At 67.5% G+C, this 19635-nt stretch carries 18 protein-coding genes; 10 read left to right on the top strand and 8 right to left on the bottom strand.

What is annotated here, in order from left to right:
• The first annotated feature begins 8 nt into the window (after positions 1–8).
• The 5 genes from DFS13_RS35220 (at position 9) to DFS13_RS35200 (ending at position 8381) form a co-directional block, all read left to right on the top strand.
• A complete protein-coding gene (locus DFS13_RS35220; protein ID WP_111442736.1) occupies positions 9–3203 on the top strand; it encodes an efflux RND transporter permease subunit in 3195 nt (1064 codons plus the stop codon).
• Positions 3200–4627 (top strand): efflux transporter outer membrane subunit, encoded by a 1428-nt coding sequence (locus DFS13_RS35215; protein WP_111442735.1) that lies wholly within the window; start codon positions 3200–3202, stop codon positions 4625–4627. The genes DFS13_RS35220 and DFS13_RS35215 overlap by 4 nt, the downstream gene beginning before the upstream one ends.
• 358 nt (positions 4628–4985) lie before the next feature.
• Positions 4986–5912 carry a ribokinase gene (rbsK, locus tag DFS13_RS35210; RefSeq protein ID WP_006489721.1) on the top strand — a complete coding sequence of 309 codons (927 nt, stop codon included), beginning with the start codon at positions 4986–4988 and terminating at the stop codon, positions 5910–5912.
• Positions 5913–5952: 40 nt separating this feature from the next.
• On the top strand, positions 5953–7326 hold the full coding sequence (gene fucP, locus DFS13_RS35205) for an L-fucose:H+ symporter permease (RefSeq protein WP_048986049.1): 1374 nt from the start codon (positions 5953–5955) through the stop codon (positions 7324–7326).
• A gap of 2 nt (positions 7327–7328) precedes the next feature.
• Entirely contained in the window at positions 7329–8381 is a 1053-nt protein-coding gene (locus DFS13_RS35200) for an aldose 1-epimerase family protein (protein ID WP_080324525.1), read from the top strand.
• 64 nt (positions 8382–8445) lie between these two features.
• On the opposite strand, the gene deoR is transcribed toward DFS13_RS35200, so the two are convergent.
• Positions 8446–9216 carry a DNA-binding transcriptional repressor DeoR gene (deoR, locus tag DFS13_RS35195; protein ID WP_006491525.1) on the bottom strand — a complete coding sequence of 257 codons (771 nt, stop codon included), beginning with the start codon at positions 9214–9216 and terminating at the stop codon, positions 8446–8448.
• 146 nt (positions 9217–9362) lie between these two features.
• Here deoR and deoC point away from each other — a divergent pair, with 146 nt between their 5' ends.
• The 3 genes from deoC to DFS13_RS35175 all read left to right on the top strand — a co-directional run bounded on the left by deoC (position 9363) and on the right by DFS13_RS35175 (position 12439).
• Positions 9363–10043, top strand: a complete 681-nt coding sequence (gene deoC / locus DFS13_RS35190; RefSeq protein ID WP_034203726.1) for a deoxyribose-phosphate aldolase — start codon at positions 9363–9365, stop codon at positions 10041–10043.
• A gap of 433 nt (positions 10044–10476) precedes the next feature.
• On the top strand, positions 10477–11388 hold the full coding sequence (locus DFS13_RS35180) for a phytanoyl-CoA dioxygenase family protein (RefSeq protein WP_111442734.1): 912 nt from the start codon (positions 10477–10479) through the stop codon (positions 11386–11388).
• Between the two features lie 184 nt (positions 11389–11572).
• Positions 11573–12439: a DUF2071 domain-containing protein gene (locus DFS13_RS35175; RefSeq protein WP_012493784.1), complete on the top strand. Its 867-nt coding sequence runs from the start codon at positions 11573–11575 to the stop codon at positions 12437–12439.
• A gap of 8 nt (positions 12440–12447) precedes the next feature.
• Here DFS13_RS35175 and DFS13_RS35170 read toward each other — a convergent pair whose 3' ends face one another.
• Together DFS13_RS35170 and DFS13_RS35165 are read right to left on the bottom strand one after the other, a co-directional pair.
• Complete coding sequence (locus DFS13_RS35170; RefSeq protein WP_069353749.1) at positions 12448–13389, bottom strand: ATP-binding protein; 942 nt, start codon at positions 13387–13389, stop codon at positions 12448–12450.
• Positions 13390–13421: 32 nt separating this feature from the next.
• A complete protein-coding gene (locus DFS13_RS35165; protein WP_006489731.1) occupies positions 13422–14330 on the bottom strand; it encodes a DMT family transporter in 909 nt (302 codons plus the stop codon).
• 90 nt (positions 14331–14420) lie between these two features.
• On the opposite strand from DFS13_RS35165, the gene DFS13_RS35160 reads away from it, so the two are divergent.
• Positions 14421–15221 (top strand): helix-turn-helix transcriptional regulator, encoded by an 801-nt coding sequence (locus DFS13_RS35160; protein ID WP_059721730.1) that lies wholly within the window; start codon positions 14421–14423, stop codon positions 15219–15221.
• Positions 15222–15235: 14 nt separating this feature from the next.
• On the opposite strand, the gene DFS13_RS35155 is transcribed toward DFS13_RS35160, so the two are convergent.
• A complete protein-coding gene (locus DFS13_RS35155) occupies positions 15236–15721 on the bottom strand; it encodes a DUF1772 domain-containing protein (RefSeq protein WP_034203731.1) in 486 nt (161 codons plus the stop codon).
• Positions 15718–16548, bottom strand: coding sequence for an NmrA family transcriptional regulator (locus tag DFS13_RS35150; RefSeq protein ID WP_034203732.1), 831 nt, complete (start codon positions 16546–16548; stop codon positions 15718–15720). Before DFS13_RS35150 ends, DFS13_RS35155 begins: the two co-directional genes overlap by 4 nt.
• A gap of 94 nt (positions 16549–16642) precedes the next feature.
• Here DFS13_RS35150 and DFS13_RS35145 point away from each other — a divergent pair, with 94 nt between their 5' ends.
• Positions 16643–17308, top strand: coding sequence for a TetR/AcrR family transcriptional regulator (locus DFS13_RS35145; RefSeq protein ID WP_006489724.1), 666 nt, complete (start codon positions 16643–16645; stop codon positions 17306–17308).
• Positions 17309–17379: 71 nt separating this feature from the next.
• On the opposite strand, the gene DFS13_RS35140 is transcribed toward DFS13_RS35145, so the two are convergent.
• From DFS13_RS35140 to DFS13_RS35130, 3 genes are all read right to left on the bottom strand, one after another.
• Positions 17380–18234, bottom strand: coding sequence for a 3-hydroxybutyryl-CoA dehydrogenase (locus tag DFS13_RS35140; RefSeq protein WP_006489742.1), 855 nt, complete (start codon positions 18232–18234; stop codon positions 17380–17382).
• Positions 18235–18272: 38 nt separating this feature from the next.
• Entirely contained in the window at positions 18273–19466 is a 1194-nt protein-coding gene (bktB, locus tag DFS13_RS35135) for a beta-ketothiolase BktB (protein WP_034203733.1), read from the bottom strand.
• A gap of 49 nt (positions 19467–19515) precedes the next feature.
• Positions 19516–19635 (bottom strand): 4Fe-4S dicluster domain-containing protein (locus DFS13_RS35130; RefSeq protein WP_010091541.1); only part of this gene is annotated, 120 nt, incomplete at its 5' end.

Below are 19635 nucleotides of genomic sequence, written 5' to 3'. Positions count from 1 at the left end.
AGAACGGCATGGCAGAGTTCTTCATCAAGCGCCCCATTCTCGCGTGGGTCATGGCCATCGTCATCATGCTGGTGGGCGCGGCGGCGGTCACGAGTCTTCCCGTCGCGCAGTACCCCACCATCGCGCCGCCCTCGGTGCAGGTGACGGCCACTTACCCCGGCGCCTCCGCCGACACCGTCGCGGCAACCGTGACCCAGGTGATCGAGCAGAAGCTGAGCGGCATCGACAACGTGCTGTACATGTCGTCCACGAGCAGTTCCGCCGGGCAAGCCACCATCACGCTGACGTTCAATCCCGGAACGAATCCCGACATCGCGCAGGTACAGGTGCAGAACAAGGTGACGCAGGCCACGCCTACCCTGCCCCAAACGGTGCAGGAGCAAGGTGTGCAGGTCGCGAAGGCGTCGACGAGCTTTCTCATGATCGTCGCGCTCTCGTCGCCGGGCGGCACCTGGAATTCGGTGGATCTCGGCAACATCATCGCGACCCGGATCGAAGATCCGCTCGCGCAGTTGAACGGCGTGGGCGACGTGACGCTGTTCGGCGCGCAGCACGCGATGCGCATCTGGCTCAACCCGGTGAAGCTGCACGGTTTCGGACTCACGCCCTCCGACGTGACCACGGCCATCACGAACCAGAACGTCGAGCTTTCCACGGGGCAGGTCGGCGGCTCGCCGGCAACAGCTTCGCAGGCGATCAACGCGACCATCCGCTCGTCGAGTCTGCTGACGAGCGCCGACCAGTTCGCCAGCATCCTGCTGCGCGTGAACAGCGACGGCTCCCGCGTGCTGCTGAAGGACGTGGCGCGCGTGGAGGTGGGCGGCGACAGCTACGACACCTCGTCGCGTCTGAACGGCAAGCCGGCATCCGCGCTCGCCATCAAGCTCGCCACCGGCGCCAACGCGCTGGATGCAGCCAACGCCGTGCGCGCGAAGCTCGCCGAGATCCAGCTGCAATTGCCGAAGGACGTCGCGATCAGTTACCCGTACGACACCACGCCGTTCGTTCGCATCTCGATCGAAGAGGTCGTGAAGACGCTGTTCGAAGCGGTCGTACTGGTCTTCCTCGTGATGTACCTGTTCCTGCAGAACGTGCGCGCCACGCTGATTCCGACCCTCGTGGTGCCCGTTGCGCTGCTCGGCACGTTCGGCGTGATGTCGATGATCGGTTTTTCGATCAACGTACTCTCGATGTTCGCGATGGTGCTCGCCATCGGCCTGCTCGTGGACGACGCCATCGTGGTGGTGGAAAACGTCGAGCGCATCATGAGCGAGGAGAAGCTCGGCCCGAAGGAAGCCACGCACAAGGCGATGGGGCAGATTACCGGCGCCCTGGTCGGCGTGACCACCGTGCTCACCGCCGTCTTCATTCCGATGGCGTTCTTCGCGGGCTCCACGGGCGCGATCTACCGGCAGTTCTCCATCACCATCGTCTCGGCGATGCTGCTGTCGGTCATGCTCGCGCTTACGCTCACGCCGGCGCTGTGCGCCACGCTGCTCAAGCGCGCCGACGTGGAGCACCACGACAAGCGCGGCTTCTTCGGCTGGTTCAACCGGTGGTTCGCCAAGCGCAACGCGGGCTACAGTTCCTCGCTCGCACGCGTGGTCGCGCGACCCGCGCGTTACATGCTGCTCTACGGCGCGATCGCCGGCGTCGTGGCGTTGCTCTACGTCACGTTGCCCTCCTCGTTCCTGCCTGACGAAGACCAGGGCTACTTCATCGTGTCGATCAGCGCGCCCGCGGGCACGCCGGCCTCGCGTACGCTGAAGACGGTGGAGGCCGTGGAGCAGTACGTGCTGAAAGACGAGCCGGGCGTCAAGCAGGTCATCGCCATCAACGGCTTCAGCTTCAACGGCCAGGGGCAGAACAACGCCATCGCGTTCGTGACGCTCAAGGACTGGAGCCTGCGCGGTTCGCGCGACAGCGTGTCGGCCATCATCGCGCGCGCCAACCAGCATTTCGCCGGCAATCGCGACGCGCGCATCTTCGTGCTGAATCCGCCCGCCATTCAGGAACTGGGTACGCAAAGCGGCCTCGACTTCGAGATAGAAGATCGCGGCGGCGCAGGCCACGACAAGCTGCTCGCGGTGCGCAACCAGTTTCTCGGCATGGCGTCGAAGGAGCCGACGCTCGCGATGGTGCGCCCGTCCGGCCTTGAAGACACGCCCCAGCTGCAGGTGGACATCGACCGCGAAAAAGCCAACGCGCTGGGGCTTTCCATCTCGGACGTCAACGCGACGCTGCAGACCGCGTTCGGTTCGTCCTACGTGAACAACTACATCGACACGGGGCGCGTGCAGAAAGTCTACGTGCAGTCGGACGCCCCGTATCGCATGATGCCTGCCGACCTTGGCGACTGGTATGTGAAGGCAAGCAGCAGTGCGTCGAGTTCGTCGTCTTCATCGTCCTCGAGCACCACGAGCACGACCGGCTACGACTCCACGATGGTGCCCTTCTCGTCGTTCGCAAAGAGCCACTGGACGTTCGGGCCGCCACAGATCGAGCGCTACAACCGGCAGCTCGCCACCGGCATTTCGGCCGCCACGCGGCCCGGCGTGAGCACCGGCGAGGCAATGACGGCAGTCGAACAGCTTGCACGCAAACTGCCGCCCGGCTTCGCCGTGGAATGGACGGGCCAGTCGTATCAGGAGAAGCAGGCCGGCTCGCAAGCCACGGTGCTCTATGCGATCTCGCTCGTCGTCGTGTTCCTGTGCCTGGCGGGCCTCTACGAAAGCTGGTCGATTCCGCTTGCGGTGCTGCTCGTCGTGCCGCTCGGTGTGCTGGGCGCGTTACTTGCCGCTCATGGGCGCGGGCTTTCGAACGACATCTATTTCAAGGTGGGGCTGCTGGCCACTATCGGTCTGTCCACGAAGAACGCCATCTTGATCGTCGAGTTCGCGAAGGATCTGCAAGCGCAGGGACGCAGCCTCGTGGACGCCGTACTCGAAGCCGCCCACATGCGGCTGCGCCCCATTCTCATGACTTCGCTCGCGTTCGTGTTCGGCGTCCTGCCGCTCGTCATCAGTACGGGTGCCGGCGCCGGCGCACGCCACGCCATCGGCACGGGCGTGACGGGCGGCATGATCGCGGCCACGGTGCTCGCCATCTTCTTCGTACCGGTCTTCTTCGTCGTGGTGCGCAGACTGTTCAACGAACACGGTCACACGACGGACTCCGCCGACATCAACGAGGGCAACGCATGAAACGCACACTGATCGCCCTTGTCTGCACGGGCATGCTGGCAGGCTGCACGCTGGACCCGACGTACCAAAGGCCGGCCGCACCGGTCGACAATACCTGGTCCACCGTGCCCTCGCGGTCGCAGCCGAAGGCCGCGCAGAGCACGGCTGCGGCACCGCTGGGAGCCGACCTCGGCTGGCGCGACTTCTTCAAGGATCCGCGACTGCAAAAGCTGATCGAACTCGCGCTCGCGAACAACCGCGACATGCGCGTGGCCGCGCTCAACGTGGCGCAGTACGAAGCGCAGTACCGCATCGCGCGCGCCAACGTCGGACCGGCCATCAACGCATCCGGCTCGATCACGCGCGAACGCGTGGCCGGCTCCACGGGCGCATACGGTTCGAGCAGCGCGAGCGTGGGCCTCACATCGTGGGAAATCGACTTCTTCGGCCGCCTGCGCAGCCTCAAGCGTCAGGCGCTGGAGCAGTACCTCGCCACGGACGCCGCGCGCACCAGCACGCAGATCAGCCTGATCGCGACCGTCGCCACCGACTATCTGCAACTGCGCTCCGACGAGACGTCGTTGCAGATCGCGCAGAACACCGTGGATGCGGACCAGCACACCTACGATCTCACGGTGAACATGATGAAAATGGGCAGCGCGTCGCTGCAGGACGTGCGCCAGGCCGAAAATTCGCTGGCGAGCGCGCGGTCGAGTCTCGCCTCGTACACGCGTGCGGTCGCGCAGGACCGCAACAACCTGGTGGCCGAAATCGGTGCGCCGCTGCCCGACGATCTGCCGCAGGGCCCTTCGCTGATGGAAAGCGAGCACACGTTCGCGGACATCGGCGAAGGCGTGCCGTCGGATCTGCTCGCGCGCCGGCCCGACATCGTCGAAGCCGAGCACACGCTGAAGGCCGCCAACGCCAACATCGGTGCGGCGCGCGCCGCGTTCTTTCCGAAGATCGAGCTGACGGCTTCCGCGGGCACCACGAGCGGCAGCCTCTCGAACCTGTTCAAGGCGGGCACGGGGGCGTGGACGTTTGCGCCGACCCTCTCGGTGCCGCTCTTCGATTTCGGCTACAACCGCGCCACGCTGGACGTGGCGAAAGTCGAGAAGGACATCGACGTCGCCCACTATGAAAAGGCCATCCAGACGGCGTTCAAGGAGGTGTCGAATGCACTCGCGGGACGCACCACGTACGTCACCCAGGTCGCCGCGGATCGCGACTACGTCGAGTCCGCGCGGCAGTACTACGACCTCGCGCAGGCACGCTACCGCAGCGGCACCGACAGCTTCCTGACCCTGCTCGACGCGCAGCGCACGCTCTACGCCGCGCAACAGCAACTGGTCACGGACATGCTCGCCAAGCAGTCCAATCTCATCACGCTGTACAAGGTGCTGGGCGGCGGCTGGCGGGAAACGAGCGCGGTGGCGCAGCGGTAGCCTCCGTACGCCCGTGACCGACGCGCTTTCGCACATCACGGGCGTCTTGCCATCGATGCCTCGTTCCCCCGCAGGAACGGACTGCTAAAAACAGCGATGCGCACGACGGATCGCGCGCGGTTCTCGCGAAAGCCCGTCTTTCTGGCCCATCCTCGCCCGGCCCTCCCACGTGCAATCTTTTTGCATGCCGACAGCGGCATGCGGGCGTCTCGTCCGCCTGGCCAGCGGCCGAAAAGTGACCCTCCTAACATCATAGGATTGCATTTTCACATTTAATGTGATTTTATTATCACCTGTCGCGAGCGGCCGCCGACCATGCGCGCGCCGCGGCGCATCCCATACCAAGGAAGAGACGCAGATGGAGACAATCGCCGTCATCGGCAGCAACATGGTCGACCTCGTGACCTATGTCGCGCGCATGCCCGCCCGGGGCGAGACGCTGGAGGCCCCGAACTTCGAGCTCGGCTGCGGCGGCAAGGGCGCGAACCAGGCCGTCGCGGCCGCGCGCCTCGGCGCGCGCGTCGTGATGGTCACGAAAGTCGGCGACGACGTGTTCGCCGACAACACGATCCGCAACTTCGAGCGCGAAGGCATCGACACCACGCACGTGCGCAAGGTCGCCGGCGTGCCGAGCGGCGTCGCGCCGATCTTCGTCGAACCCGATTCGAGCAACAGCATCCTGATCGTCAAGGGCGCGAACCGCCACCTGCGGCCGGCCGACATCGACGCGGCCGCGCCGATGCTCGCCGAATGCGCGCTGATCGTGCTGCAGCTCGAGATCGAGCTCGACACCGTCTATCACGCGATCGAATTCGGCGCGCGGCACGGCATTCCGGTGCTGCTGAATCCCGCACCGGCGGTCGCCGACCTCGATTTCGAACGCATCCGCTCCGTCGAATTCTTCGTGCCGAACGAAACCGAGCTCGCGATCGTGTCGGGTATGCCGGTCGATTCGCGCGAAAGTGCGACCCGCGCCGCCGAAGCGCTGGTCGCGCGCGGGCTCAAGCACGTGCTGGTCACGCTCGGCAGCAACGGTTCGCTGCTGGTATCGCGCGACGGCGTGCGGCACGTGCCGGGCGTGCCGGTCGACGCGCGCGACACGACGGGCGCGGGCGATGCCTATATCGGTTGCTTCGCACGCTGCTACGCGGCGTCGCGCGACGCGATCGATGCGATGCGTTACGCATCCGCGTACGCCGCGCATTCGGTCACGGGCCTCGGCACGCAAAAGTCGTACGCCGACGCCGCGACGTTCGAACGCTTTCTCCGCGACGCCGGCTTCTGACCGGCGCCTTCATCGACGAGACATTGGGAAGGAGACACCCATGAGCCGAACCCGGATCGAACACGCCCCCGACGGCTATTACCTGAATCGCACGCCGCTCTTCGCGTTCACGCTGCTGTGCTGCCTGTTCGCGCTGTGGGGCACCGCCGCGAACCTGAACGACGTGCTGATCGCGCAGTTCAAGAAATCGTTCTTCCTGTCCGATTTCGAATCGGCGTTCGTGCAGTCCGCGTTCTATCTCGGCTACTTCTTCCTTGCGATTCCGGCCGCGACCGTCGTGAAGAAGTTCAGCTACAAGACGACGATCCTCGTCGGCCTGCTGCTCTACACGACCGGCTGCCTGCTGTTCTTCCCGGCCGCGTCGATGGCGAAGTACGGAATGTTCCTCGTCGCGCTGTTCGTGATCGCCGCGGGCCTGTCGTTCCTCGAAACGGCGTCGAACTCGTATTCGACGCTGATGGGCCCGCGCGACACCAGCACCCGGCGCCTGAACATCTCGCAGACGTTCTATCCGTTCGGCGCGATGGCCGGCGTCTACATGGGCAGCTTCCTGATCTTCAAGGAAGGCGACGCGTCGCATGCGCAGCTCGCGGCGATGTCGGCCGCCGACGCGCACACGCATCAGCTCGCGATGATCCAGGCGACGCTCGAGCCGTACAAGTGGCTGATCGTCGTGCTCGTCGCGGTGTTCATCGTGTTTGCGCTCACGCCGTACCCGGCCTGCAAGGGCAACGGCACGGGCGCGGTCACGCACCGGATCGACGCGCGCGGCACGCTCGCTCGGCTGTTCGGCAACCGGCGCTTCGTCGCGGGAGTCGTCGCGCAGTTCCTGTACGTCGGCGCGCAGGTCGGCGTATGGAGCTTCACGATCCGGCTCGCGATGCAGATCGGCGGCCTCACCGAGCGCGGCGCATCGCGCTACCTGCTCGCAACCTTCTTCGCGTTCTTCGTCGGCAAGCTGGTCGCGACGCTCGTGATGAAACGCGTCGGGCCGGCCAAGGTGCTGATCGTCTACGGCATCCTGTGCATCGCGCTGCTCGCGTACACGATCAGCGTACACAACATCACCGCCGTCTATGCGGCCGTGTGCGTGAGCGTCTTCCTCGGCCCGTGCTGGCCGACGATCTACGGGCTGACGATCGACGGCCTCGGCAAGGACACCGAATACGGCGGCTCGATCCTCGTGATGAGCATCGTCGGCGGCGCGGTCGTGCCGCTGATCCAGGGGCTGATCTCGGATCACACCGGCGGCAACATGCAGCTCGCGTTCGTCGTGCCGCTCGTCTGCTTCGTCGTGATCGTCTACTACGGCTTCTACTGCCTGCGTCACCTGCCGGCGGCGACGCCCGACGCGGCGGCCGACGGCCACGCGTCCACGCGCTACGCCGCGACGCGCAACACGTCGGGAGCCTGACGATGCGGGGCGAGATCGAACTGCGGCGCGACGACTTCCGCGAAACACCGCGCACGCTGTACCGCACCGACGGCCTCACCGTGACCGCGTTCGCGTATCCGTCCGGCGTCGAGGCGCTGAAGCTCGAGAACCGCCGCGGCCATCTCGTCGTGCTGCCGTATCTCGGCCAGATGATCTGGGCGGCCGAATTCGACGGCCGCGACCTGACGATGAAGCACATGTTCCGGCAGCCGAAGCGCGTGGCGTCGATCATCGACACCTACGGCTGCTTCATGTTCCACAGCGGACTGCTGCGCAACGGCTGCCCGGGGCCGGACGACACGCACGCGCTGCACGGCGAGATGCCGTGCGCGCCGATGGACCGCGCGAGCCTCGTCGTCGGCGCGGATGCGCGCGGCGCGACGGTCGAGGTGACCGGCGAGTACGAATACGTGCAGGGCTTCGGCAGCCACTACGTCGCGCGTCCGTCGGTGCGGCTGGCCGAGCACGATGCGCGGATGACGATCGCGATGGACGTGACGAACCTCGGCGGCGCGCCGATGGACCTGATGTACATGGCCCACCTGAACTACGCGTACGTGCCGGGCGGCCGCTTCGAGCAGTCGCTCCCGCCTGGCGGCATGCGGCTGCGCGACAGCGTGCCCGCGCACGTGAAGCCGACCGCCGCGTGGCGCGACTACACGGCCACGCTCGCGCGCGATCCGGCGCGGCTCGCGACGCTCGATGCGCCCGCGCTGTACGACCCCGAGATCGTGTTCTTCATGAACGAGGTTGAAACGGACGGCGACGGCGTCGCGCATTTCCGGCTCGCGCATCCGGACGGCGGCGCGTTCCACACCGCGTACCGCCCCGCGCAATTCCCGCATGCGACGCGCTGGATCCTGCACAACGCGGACCAGCAGGTCGCCGCGTTCGCGTTGCCGTCGACCTGCGAGCCCGAAGGTTACGAAGCCGAACGCCACAAGGGCCACGTCGCGGCGCTGGCGCCGGGCGCGTCGCGCCGCTTCGACGTGGTCACCGGCTACCTGAGCGCGGCGGAAGCGCGCGATGCGTGATGTGATGGAAAACGTGATGAAAACCGCGACGAAAAGCGAAAGCGCGCCGCACGCCCGCGCCGCCTCACGTCACGAGCGCGATCCCGTGCTCGCGGATCGCGGTTTCGTAGCGACGGCTCAGTTGCCCGTCGGAGATCACGTAGTTGAAATCGGTCAGTTCCGCGAAATAGGCCGCGCGCACTTCGTCGAACTTCGTGTGGTCGACCAGCAGGAAGCGGTTCTGCGCGCGCGCCATCACCTTCTTCTTCGCATCGACTTCGTGGAAGTTGAAGCACGTGACGCCGCAGCGGTCGCTCACGCCAGCGGCCGAGATGAACGCCTTCGACACGCGCACCGAATCGAGGATGCCCGTTTCGGCGACCGATTCGAACACCATGTTCTGGCGGTGATACGCGCCGCCGCACAGGATCACGTTGCAATGCGGCTTCTGCTGCAGCTTCGCGAACACGTTCAGCGAATTGCAGACCGCCGTGAATTCGAGGTCGTCGGCAATGAAATCGACGATGAACGGCGTGGTCGACCCGCAGTCGACGAAGATCGTGTCGCCGGTCGTCACGAATTGCGCGGCCAGCTTGCCGATGCGGCGCTTTTCCTCGGTCTGCCGGTTGTTCTCGGCGCTGATCAGGTATTCGCCGATGTCGCTGCGCTGCGCGGCGAAATGGCGCGTCACGTAGCCGCCGATCAGGCTGAGGCCGTGCGGGTTGTCCGCGAGATCGCGGCGGATCGTCATTTCGGACACGCCGAACAACTCGGCGACTTCCTTCAGATGAATCGCGTTCTGCCCTTGCAGCACGTTCATCAATGTCTTGATCCGCTCGCCCTTCTTTGTTTCCATGCCTGTATCCTGCGTGCCCGCCGCGTGAGTCGCTCGTCGTGCCGGGCGCGCGGGCCCGGCCGGAATGTCGTATTTGTAACAAACCGATGTGAAAACATCAACTTTCCGTGTGCCCTTTCCGCACACGATCCGTGGAGTCCTGACACATGCCGCTTTCCAACGCCCAACTCGCCCAAACCATCGATCACACGCTGCTCGCGCCCGACGCGAGCGACGCGCAGATCCGCGAACTCTGCCGCCAGGCGGCCGAGCATCGCTTTTACTCGGTCTGCGTGAATTCGGCGAACGTGCCGCTCGCCGCGCGCGAGCTGGCCGATACCGGCGTGCTCGTGTGTGCCGTGGTCGGCTTTCCGCTCGGCGCGGGGCTGTCCGCCGCGAAGGCATTCGAAGCCACCGCCGCGATCGCGGCGGGCGCCGGCGAGATCGACATGGTGATCAACATCGGCGCGCTGAAAAGCGGCCGCGCCGACGACGTGAAGGCCGACATCGACGCCGTGCATCGCGCGTGCGGCACGGTGCCGCTCAAGGTGATCCTCGAAACGGGGTTGCTGACCGACGACGAGAAGGTGCGCGTGTGCGAGATGTGCCGCGATCTCGGCGTCGCGTTCGTGAAGACGTCGACCGGGTTCGGCCACGGCGGCGCGACGCTCGCCGACGTCGCGCTGATGCGCCGCACGGTCGGGCCGACGCTCGGCGTGAAGGCGTCGGGCGGCGTGCGCGACCGCGCGGCCGCGCTCGCGATGCTCGAAGCCGGCGCGACGCGGCTCGGTACGAGCTCGGGAGTGGCGATCGTCAGCGATCAGGCGGGCGGCGGATCGGGGTACTGACGCGCGAACGGCCGGCCTTCGCACGCGTGCATCACGCGTCAAGACTGGCCGTCGAAACGCCTCGCGCAGGTTCCGGCCGGACCCGGTCCGACGTCGGACGCACGCCAGGCGACGCTCGGTGCGGCACACGCCATCGACGGCCAGCACGGCGATGCTGCGATCGGTGGTGCACACATCGGCTGCACCACCGCTACGGCGGCGCCGGCCGGGTACTGCGCTCGCCCGGCACGTGGCGGCATCGCGACGTCCACGTTGCCCCGCCCGCGCCATTCACGACCCGATAGCCCTTGTCGCAGAACGCGTCGGGCTGCTCGGCCGTCGGCAACCAACGTAAGGTATCGAACAGAAGCGTCCTTCGCGAAAATACGAAAATCGAAAAATCAGAGGCCGTCTGCATCGCTTCGCGATCCGTGAACTCATCGTCAAGGCTCCAATGCAAGCCAATCTTCGGTCCCGGTTCCATCACGACGGCTTTGCGGTCATCAACGGGCTGATCGACACCGCGGAGATCGAAGACTTGCGCGAAATCGGCCATCGTCTGCTCGGCAGTCGCACGGGCTACGCCGAGGGCCTGATGTTCGATTTCTATCCCGAGTCGAACGGGGGCGATTCCGGGCCTCAACTTCTCCAACTTCACTGGGCGTCCTATTTCGAGCGTCGGCTGGCGAAACTCCGTATCCGCTGCGCCGCGTTCGATATCGCCAAGGCGCTGCTCGGCCCGAATGTTCGTTTTGCCGGCGACAGCTTTTTCCTGAAGCAGTCGCGTACGGACACCGTGACGCCATGGCATCAGGACGACGCGTTTACCGACGCGCGCATCGACCATCGCGAAGTCAACTTCTGGATTCCGTTGCAAGCCGTGTCGGTCGACAACGGGTGCATGCGGTTCATCCCCGGGTCTCACCTGTACGACGTCCTTCCGCACGTACCGCTCGGGGGCGACGTGACCGCCCATGGGCTCGAGTGCGTCGGCGGATTCGATCCGGCGCGCGCCGTGACGTGTCCGTTGATGCCGGGAGACTGCACCGTGCATGCGGGGCGCACGCTGCACGCCGCGGGGGCAAACTTCTCGGATCGGCCGCGGTACGCGTATGCGCTCAATTTCCGGTTACCACGACGGTGCTCGAGTACGACGACGAACTTTCCCTGGCACGACACGTGGCGCCCCTCGCGCATCGAGCGCTCCCAGGCGTCCCGGAATCTACGTGGGTGCTGGCCGTCCCTTCTGCACGAACTGTACACGTTCGATTTTCGCAATCCGTTCGAGTGGCGACTCGCGGGCGGCAGGATCGCGCGTTGGCTGAACGCGCCGCGGCAACCGATGCGCGAACCCGAGCCGGAATGAATCGCGGCGGGATCGGTGGAGCGCTGCCCCATCTCCCGTACGCGCGGGTCGGCGGAAATTTTCCATCGATTCCGGCGCGATCCGTCGCACGAGCGTGCATCATGCGGGCGGCGTCCGGCAAATGCACGGCGTTCGGCCAAGGACGCTGGCTCGCCTCTTCCGCACACATGACAACCCCGGCACAATGCCGCCCATGCGCTACGACAATACCTTCGTCTACCCGTCCTCCGGCTTCGCCGGCCGGCTCGCCAACCGGATCGTCGCGAGCGGCCCGCTGCTGCGCGCACGCCGCGCGCTGCTGTCGCGGCTGCCGTTCCTGCAGCTCGCGAGCGACGTCGAGCACGTCGTGTATTGCACGTGGGTCGTCGATGTCGCGGCCGTCGCGCCGCTCGTGCCGCGCGGCGTCACGCTCGCGAGCCGTGGCGGCCGCACGCTGTTCACGACGCTCACCTACCGGCACCGCCACTTCGGCCCGCGGCTCGCCGGCCCGCTGCGGCGCGTGTTTCCGTCGCCGCTGCAAAGCAACTGGCGGCTCTACGTCGACGCGCTGCCGGACGGCGCGCCGGCCGGGCGCACCGTGCTGTTCGTGAAGAACGTGTTCGACCACCCGCTCTATGCACTCGGCAGCCGGCTGTTCAGCGACGCGCTGCCGTCGCATCTCGCGCGGCCCTTCACGCATGCGGCGCGCGACGGACGCTACGACACGCTGCTGGCCGCGAGCGGCGGCAGCGCACCCGACTTCCGCTGCACGGCCGAAGCGTCGCACGACCGCACGCTGCCCGACGCCTTCGCGCCGTTCTTCGACGACTGGCGCGCGGCGGTCGCCGCGCTGTCGCTGCAGCACGCGGCCGTCGCCCATGTGGCAGACTGCGATCGCCTCGCGCATGCGTCGATCGACCTGCCGATCGACGTCGACGCGGTGCGGCCGCTCAAGACGATCGGCCCCGCAGGCGGCGGCGACTTCCTCGCCCGCATCGGCGCGACCGGCGAGCCGCTGTGCTTCGTCGTGCCGGACGTCGCATTCCGCGTCCTGTCCGAGCGGCTGCTGTAGCGCGCGGCTCAGGCGCGCCGGCGCCCCGGCGGGCGATCGTCCGCACCGCTTTCGTCCGCGAGCCGTCCCGCGTAATCGCGCGCGAACTGCACCGCGATGCGGCCCGAACGCGCGCCGCGTTCGAGCGCCCACTGCAGCGCGGGCTCGCGGGCCGCGCGAACCTGCGCGTCATCGAAACCGGCGGCGCCGAGCCGGCTCTCGACGACGGCCAGGTACTCGTCCTGCGTGAAGCCGTAGAACGTGACCCAGATCCCGAAGCGCTCGGACAGCGAAATCCGCTCCTCGACCGCGTCGCCCGGGTGCAGCTCGCCGTTCTCCGCACGCGTCACGTTCGCGTTGTCGCTCGCCTGCTCGGGCATCAGGTGGCGGCGATTCGACGTCGCGTACACGAGCACGTTCGACAGGTCGCTCGCCACCGAGCCGTCGAGCACCGTCTTGAGCCCCTTGTAGCCGGTCTCGCCGGCCTCGAACGACAGGTCGTCGCAAAACACGAGGTAGCGCTCGGGCCGCGCGCGCACCAGCTCGACGATCGCCGGCAGATCGTTCAGCCCTTCCTTGCTGACCTCGATCAACCGCAGGCCGTGCGCCGCGAACGCATGCAGGCACGCCTTCACGATCGACGACTTGCCGGTACCGCGTGCGCCGGTCAGCAACACGTGATTGGCCGCGAACCCGTGCACGAACTGGCGCGTGTTCCGCTCGACGATCGCCGCCTGCCGGCCGACGTTGCGCAGCGCGTCGAACCCGACGAGCGCGGGCGTGGCGATCGGTTCGAGCGGCGCCGTTCGATGGCCGCCGCCGACACCGCACCAGCGAAACGCAATGGCCGCATCGAAATCGATCGCGGCCGGCTGGCGGATGCCCGCCAACGCCTCGAGCGCGGTCGCGATCCGTTCGAGCTGGCGCGCGAGCGCCGGCGCGGCACCGGGCGCGCGTTCGTCCGGCAGCATGGCCATCAGATCCTGGAGGTCCGCATGCGCGCTCATTGGCGGGCTCCTTGCGATGCACCGGCTTGAAACGGAAACCGCTGCGCGAGCGCGACGCCGAGCAGCGCGACACCGCCGCCGATCAGGTGATACAGCCGCAGCGATTCGCCGAGCAGCACGATCGCGCCGCCGGCCGTCATCACGGGCAGCAGGTTCATGAACATCGCGCAGCGGCTCGGGCCGAGCAGCCGCACGCCCTGCATCCACAGATACGGGAGCACCACCGACGCCAGCACGCCGGCATACAGGATCAGCGGCACGCTCGCGCGCGTCGGCCATGCGGCCTGCGCGGGCAGCCGCAGCAGCATCGGCGCCATGAACACGAGTGCGGCCAGCGCCTGCACGTAAGTCGACTGCCACGCGGGCAGCGCGCCGATGCGCCAGCGCTTGAGCAGCACGCCGTACAGCGCGTACGCGGCCGACGCGGCCAGCATCAGCAGGTCGCCCAGTTGCACGCCGCGCGCGGCGATCGCCGTCGGGTGCCCTTCGGCGATCAGGTAGACGACGCCCGCGAGCGACAGCACGCCGCCGCCGATCATGCCGGCGCCCGGCGGATCGCCGAGCAGCAGCGAGCTCAGCAGCATCGTCATCAGCGGCACGAGCGCGGTGATGATCGCCATGTTGGTCGCGCTGGTCGTTTTCGCGGCCTCGTAGGACAGGCTCTGGAACAGCGCCATCGCGAGAAAGCCGAGCACCGCGAGCTTCGGCAGGTGCGCGACGAGCACCGCGCGATTGCGCCACGCGGGGCGTAGCGTGAAGACGCTCATCAGCGCGACGGCGAGCAGCAACCGGTAGAACGTGATGGCCGACGGGTCGATCGTCGACGCGGACAGCTTCGAGACGACGACGTTGCCGGCCCACAGCGCGATCGCGCAGAAGGGGAGCAGAAAAGGAGACTTGTTCATCGCGTTGGACGGATTAATATCGTGACAGGGAGGCTGGCGTGAATCGGAACGCCATCGTGCCCGCCCGCCCACTGCCTGTCTCACGCCAAAATGTCACGACTTGTCGCCAATCGGACACTCGAGTCCACCCCGCCGTTTGCGCACCTGCGCTACGAATCGACGCCGATGCCCGTGTCGGCGATGGCGGCCACCTACGTGCACGGCACGTCGATCGCGCCGCACCGCCATCGGCGCGCGCAACTGCTCTATGCGATCGAGGGCGTGATGCACGTCGAATCCGAAGGTGCATCGTGGGTCGTGCCGCCGACGCGCGGCGTATGGCTCGAAGCCGGGCTCGACCATACGGTGCAGATGAGCGGCGACGTGCAGATGCGCACGGTGTTCGTCGAGCCGGGCGCGGTCGAGCACCTGCCCGCGCGCAGTTGCGTCGTCGAAGTGCATCCGCTGCTGCGCGAGCTGATTCTCGCCGCAGTCGACGTGCCGCTCGATTACGCGCCGGGCTCGCGCCACGATCACCTGATGCACCTGCTGCTTGCGGAAGTGACCGTCGCGCCGCTGCTGCCGCTGTACCTGCCGTGGCCGCACGACGCGCGCCTGCGGACGATCTGCGACACGCTGGTCGCCACGCCCGACGACCTGCGCACGATCGCCGAGTGGGCCGACCTGCTCGGCCTGTCGGTCCGCACGCTGCATCGCGCGTTCCGGCGCGAGACGGGGCTCAGCTTCCGCCGCTGGCGCGAGCAGGCGCGGCTGCTGCTCGCACTCAAGCGTCTGGCGCACGGCGAAAAAGTGCTGACCGTCGCGATGGATCACGGCTACAGCAGCCAGAGCGCGTTCTCCGCGATGTTCAAGCGGCACTTCGGGATGTCGCCGTCGGCGTTTTACGCGTAACGGCGGCGCTGCCGCTAGCGCGCCGCGAGTGCCGCGATGAAGCATGCGCATGCGACCGCCGACGCCACCGTGCGCACGTGATTCCACCTCGTCCAGTCGTGCAGGTAGCGCGTCCACAGCGCCGCGCCTTGCGCCGTGGCCGGATCGGCTGCGGCGAGCGCATCGTTGAGCGGCACGTTGACGGCCAGCGTCACCGCGAACATGCCGAACACGTACAGCACGCCGCCGGCGAGCGCCGCCATCGCGCCCGGCGAATCGCGATCGAACAGCGCGATCACGACGAGCGCGAGCGCCATCAGCGTCGTGACGAGAAACAGCGGCATGAACGGCGAACGCACGATGTCGACGTTGATCGCGTTCATCGCGGCCGCGCCGGCCGGCGGCGCGAGCCGTCCGAGCGACGTCATCACGAACGTCGAGAACGCGAAGTACACGCCGGCCATCAGCCCGCAGCCGATGGCGGAACCCCACAGCAACGCGGCCGTCACGAACGCGATCATGGTCGGGCGCTCCATACGCCGGTCGCGGCGACCGCGCGCGCATAGTCGGAGAAATCGCGCGCCGGGCGCCCGAGCGTGGCGTCGACGCCGTGCGTCACCGCGCTGTTGCGCCCGTCGAGCACCCCGTCGAACAGGTCGTCGAGCAACGCGACGACCGGCTCCGGCACGCCGACCTCGCGCAGCCCCGCGACGAATGCATCGTGCGGAATCTCGCGGTAGGCGATCGGCCGCCCGGCGGCCCGCGCGATTTCGTCGACCGCTTCCGCGAACGTCAGCGCGCGCGGGCCGGTGACCTCGATCACGCGGTCCGCGAACCGCGCATCGGTGAGCGCGGCCACGGCCACGTCCGCGATGTCGTCCGCATCGACGAACGGCTCGCGCACCGCGCCGGCCGACAGCGCGACTTCGCCGGCCAGCACGCCGTCGAGCAGATAGCCTTCGGAGAAGTTCTGGTTGAACCAGCTTGCCCGCACGACACCCCAGCCCACGCCCGACGCCTGCAACGCAGCCTCGGCGGCCTGTGCGCGCGGCTCGCCGCGCCCGGACAGCAGCACCACGCGCTCGACGCCGAGGTCCCGCGCGAGCCGCGCGAATCGGGCGATCGCGTCCACCGCGCCTTCGACGGCCAGATCGGGCTGGTAGGTCACATAGGCGGCCGACACCCCATCGAGCGCGGCCGGCCACGTTTCGGGCGCCGTCCAGTCGAAGCGGACGGCCGACGTGCGCGATACCGGCCGTGTCGCATGGCCGCGCGCACGCAGCCGGGCATCGACGCGGGCGCCCGTCTTGCCCGAACCGCCGACGATGAGGAGGGGAAGTGCCGACATGTGCGTCTCCTTTTGGAACAACACGAGAATCTCTCGTGTTTCAAAAACACGATAGACTCTCGCATTAGGAACGTCAAGCTTTTCGGGAGGCGGCATGGGCCGACAAAAATCGGGGCAGAGCGACGAGCCCGACGCGGCGGCAGCGGACGCGCCGGCGCGCGCGCGGCTGGTACCGACGCAGCAGCGCAGCCGCGAGCGGTTCGAGCGCATCCTCGCGTGCGCGTCGGAAGTGATGATCGAGAAAGGCTGCGACGCGTTCCGGATGAGCGACATCGTCGAACGCACGGGCATCTCGTTCGGTTCGCTGTACCAGTACTTTCCGGACAAGGCCGCGGTGATCGGCACGCTCGCGGAGCGCTACAACGCCGTCGGCCACGACTGCGTGCGGCGCGACCTCGCGGGAATGAAGACGATCGACGATCTGCACGCCACGCTCGCGCGCATCACGGACAGCTACTACCGGATGTTCGTCGACGAGCCGCTGATGCGCGACATCTGGCGCGCGACGCAGGCCGATCGCGCGCTGCAGGCACTGGATCGCGCGGACGGCGAATTCCTGGCCGGACTGTTCGCGGATGCGCTGGCGGAAGTCGCGCCCGACACGACGCGCGCACAGCGCAGCGCATTCGCGGAACTGATGATGATCCAGATCGCGGCGGCCGTACGCCATGCGATCACGCTGCCGCCGAAGGCGGCGCGGCACATGCTGGCGATGTTCAAGCGCGCGCTGCCGCGCGACCTGTCGGTGCTCGACGCGTAATCGCGCCGCGCGCGCCGCACCATGCACGCGGCCGCCCGAAGGCGGCCGCGCGAAGTGGCATGACGCGCCGCTTACTTGCTGTAGTCGTACACGCCGCGCCCGGTCTTGCGCCCGAGCCGCCCGGCCGACACCATCTCGCGCAGCAGCGGGCACGCGCGATACTTCGGATCGCCGAAGTCCTTCACGAACACGTCCATCACCGCGAGGCACACGTCGAGGCCCACGAGGTCGGCCAGCGCGAGCGGCCCGATCGGGTGGTTCGCGCCGAGCTTCATCCCCGCGTCGATCTCCTCGGCCGACGCGATGCCTTCGGCCAGCACGAAGAACGCTTCGTTGATCATCGGCACCAGGATCCGGTTCACGACGAAGCCCGGCGAATTGCGCACGCCGATCGGCGACTTGTCGAAACGCTCAGTCAGCGCGCGCACGGCCGACGCGGTCGCGTCGCTCGTCTGCAGCCCGCGGATGATCTCGACGAGCGGCATCAGCGGCACCGGGTTGAAGAAGTGCATGCCGAGAAAACGCGACGGATCGGCGAGCGGCGCCGCGAGCGCGGTGATCGAGATCGACGACGTGTTGGTCGCGATGATCGCGTCCGGGCGTGCGACGGCCTCGATCTGCTTCAGGATGCGGCCCTTCAACTCGACGTTCTCGGTCGCGGCTTCGATCACGATGTCGACGGCGGCGAGCTTCGCGTAGTCGGTCGACGTCGTGATGCGCGCGAGCGCCGCATCGCGTGCAGCCGCGTCGAGCTTGTCCTTCGACACGAGCCGCTCGAGGCTGCCCTTCAGCGTCGCGAGGCCCTTGTCGAGCGCGGCGTCGCTGACGTCGATCATCACGACGTTCAGTCCTGCAACGGCCGCCGTTTGCGCAATGCCGTTACCCATGGTTCCGGCGCCCACGACGCCGACGGTTTCGATGGCCATGAAATGTCCTGTGTGTTCGGATGCTGAGCGGTCGATTATCAGATGTTCTCGAAGATCGCCGCAATCCCCTGGCCGCCGCCGATGCACATCGTCACGAGCGCGTAACGCCCGCCGATGCGCTTCAGCTCGTACAGCGCCTTCACCGTGATCAGCGCGCCGGTCGCACCGATCGGGTGACCGAGCGAGATGCCCGAGCCGTTCGGGTTGACCTTGGCCGGATCGAGGCCGAGCGCCTGCGTGACCGCGCACGCCTGGGCCGCGAATGCCTCGTTGGCTTCGATCACGTCGAGATCGCTGATCTTCAGGCCCGCGCGTTCGAGCGCCTTCTGCGTGGCCGGCACCGGGCCGATACCCATGTACGCCGGATCGACGCCCGCGTGCGCATACGCGACGAGGCGGGCGAGCGGCTTCACGCCCTGCGCGCGCGCGGCGTCCGCGCTCATCATCAGCACGGCGGCGGCGGCGTCGTTGATGCCCGATGCATTGCCGGCCGTCACGGTGCCGTTCTCCTTCGCGAACACCGGCTTGAGCTTCGTGAAATCGTCCGCGCTCGCGTCGTGACGCACGTGCTCGTCGGTGTCGAACGCGACTTCGCCCTTCTTGGTGCGGATCGAGATCGGCAGGATCTGGTCCTTGAAGCGCCCTTCCGCGATCGCGCGCGCCGCGCGACGATGCGATTCGAGCGCCAGCGCGTCCTGCGCTTCACGCGAGATGTCGTATTTCTTCGCGACGTTCTCGGCCGTCACGCCCATGTGGATCGTCTGGAACGGGTCGTGCAGCGCGCCGAGCATCATGTCGACGAGCTTGCCGTCGCCCATGCGCTGGCCGAAGCGCGCGGCCGGCACGGTGTACGGCGCGCGGCTCATGCTCTCCGAGCCGCCGCCGATCGCGACGTCGGCATCGCCGAGCATGATCGTCTGCGCGGCCGACACGATCGCCTGCAGGCCCGAGCCGCACAGGCGGTTCACGGTCAGCGCCGGCGTGTGCTGCGCGACGCCGCCGTTGATCGCCGCGACGCGCGCGAGATACATGTCCTTCGGCTCGGTGTTCACGACGTGGCCGAACACGACGTGCCCGACCGCATCGCCCGGCACGTTCGCGCGCGACAGCACTTCGGCGACCACCTTCGCGCCGAGATCGGTCGGCGAGAAATCCTTCAGGCTGCCGCCGAAATCACCGATCGCGGTACGGACACCGCTCACCACCACGACTTCCTTCGCTGCATTGCTCATCGTCTCACTCCGGTTCGTTCGCGCCCGCGGGGCGCGGGGATGCGTTGCGTTACATGTTCGGGTAATTCGGCCCACCGCCGCCTTCCGGCGTGACCCACACGATGTTCTGCGTCGGGTCCTTGATGTCGCAGGTCTTGCAGTGCACGCAGTTCTGCGCGTTGATCACGAG

Source organism: Burkholderia sp. 28_3 (assembly GCF_003253915.1).
Lineage (GTDB): Bacteria > Pseudomonadota > Gammaproteobacteria > Burkholderiales > Burkholderiaceae > Burkholderia > Burkholderia cenocepacia.
Note: the sequence above shows the minus strand (reverse complement) of the source record. Positions and strands in the feature narration are given on the sequence as shown.